This is a genomic window from Aggregatilinea sp. (assembly GCF_036822615.1).
Taxonomy (GTDB): Bacteria; Chloroflexota; Anaerolineae; order Aggregatilineales; family Aggregatilineaceae; genus Aggregatilinea.
In genome coordinates this window covers 1-1,489 of the sequence record NZ_DAISHJ010000078.1, presented here as the reverse complement: position 1 = coordinate 1,489, position 1,489 = coordinate 1, and the positions used below count along the sequence as shown (strand labels likewise).

At 67.4% G+C, this 1,489-nt stretch carries 2 protein-coding genes; both read left to right on the top strand.

What is annotated here, in order from left to right; all coding sequences use genetic code 11:
* Positions 1-945: hypothetical protein (locus V7116_RS17885; RefSeq protein WP_324393326.1), on the top strand; the 945-nt coding region annotated here is incomplete at its 5' end.
* A gap of 12 nt (positions 946-957) precedes the next feature.
* A partial coding sequence (locus V7116_RS17880; protein ID WP_324393325.1) for a hypothetical protein occupies positions 958-1,489 on the top strand: 532 nt, incomplete at its 3' end.

Here is a 1,489-nt window from a genome sequence, read left to right as displayed (position 1 = left end):
TGCCCGGGGGCTTTTCCGCCCACCCCAAGGTGGCAACCATCCTCCAGCGGCGGCCACGAGATTCAGGACAACGGCACCCCGCTCACGCAGCGCGCGGCGCTCGATTTTGTCGATGGGGGCGGGATCGCCTGGCTGCTGGCCGACGACAGCCTCAACGACGCGACCGAGGTCGGCGCCGAGCTGGACATCGCCGCGCTGACCGAGGAGGCTGCACCGGTGGCTGCGACCAGCTACGTGCCGGTACTGACCGCCAGCGGCCTGCGCAAGACGGCACTCGACGACCTGCCGGCAGGATCCACGACCGACGCCGCGGCCATCCATACCAATCAGGCGGGCGAGATTGCGGCGCTCACCGCAAAGGCTACGCCGGTCAGCGCGGACCTGTTGATCATCGAAGACAGCGAGGCGAGCAACGTCAAAAAGAAGGTGCAGGTCGGCAGCCTGGGCGGCGGCACGACGACTAACCTGATGCGCGTCAACCTGGCGGGCAGCCCCACGACGGAGGGCGTCGCGCGGACGGGCAGCACGGCCTCGAACTACGTGCGCGCCAACGCGCAGGTCCGCATCCTGAGGCCGATCCTGCTGACCGAGCTGATCATCGACCTCGCGGCGGCGGGGGACTATTACGTCAAGTGGTATTACGGCGAGGACGGCGCGGCGATCGACAGCACGCTCACCGGCGCGCTGATGTTCACGCTCGGCCCGGTCACCGTCGGCGGCTCGACCAACGACCAGTCGATGCCGCTCGCTACCCCCCTGTTCGTTCCGCCAGGCAACTACGTGTTTTCGCTAGAGCGGGCATCCGGCACGTCCATCATGCCCGCCGCGACCAGCGGCACGTTTGTGTTCAGCTACCACGACAACGACGGCATCCCGACCAGCGCCACGCGCATCCCGTTCCGCATGGTCGCCTATCCGGGCGATTACGAGCTGGTCACAGCATAGAGAGGACGCTTTATGAATGCAGAAACCGCAGCGGCGATCACGGCCCTGTTTACGTTGCTGGGCGGGCTGGTCGCGGCTGTCGTCAAATACCGGGGCGACGCTCAGCGAGAACGCAACAATGCCGAGAGCATCAAGAATGATGCCGAGAGCATCAGAGTGGACGCGAAGCGCGCCGAAAACGAACGGGTGCAGGCCCTGCAAACGGCGGTGGACACGCTCAGCACGTCGCTGCAGAGCCTGACCCGCACTTACGACGCCCAGCGCGAGCGGGCCACCGAGCGCGAGCGCCAGTACGCCACCGAGCGCGAGATCCAAAACCGGCGCACGCTCGACCAGCAGAACGAGATCGACGAGCTGAAGGACCAGGTCCGCGACTCGGTCACCCAGATCCGCAAGCTGGTGGCCGACGTCGAGCAGCTGGAAGCGGAGCGCGACGGCCTCAAGGCCCAGCTGACGCAGGTGCAGCGCGAGCTGCAGCAGGCCCTGGCCGCGTCCGAGCAGGCCAACAACGCCCGCCAACGGGCCGAGCGCGAGCGCGACTCGG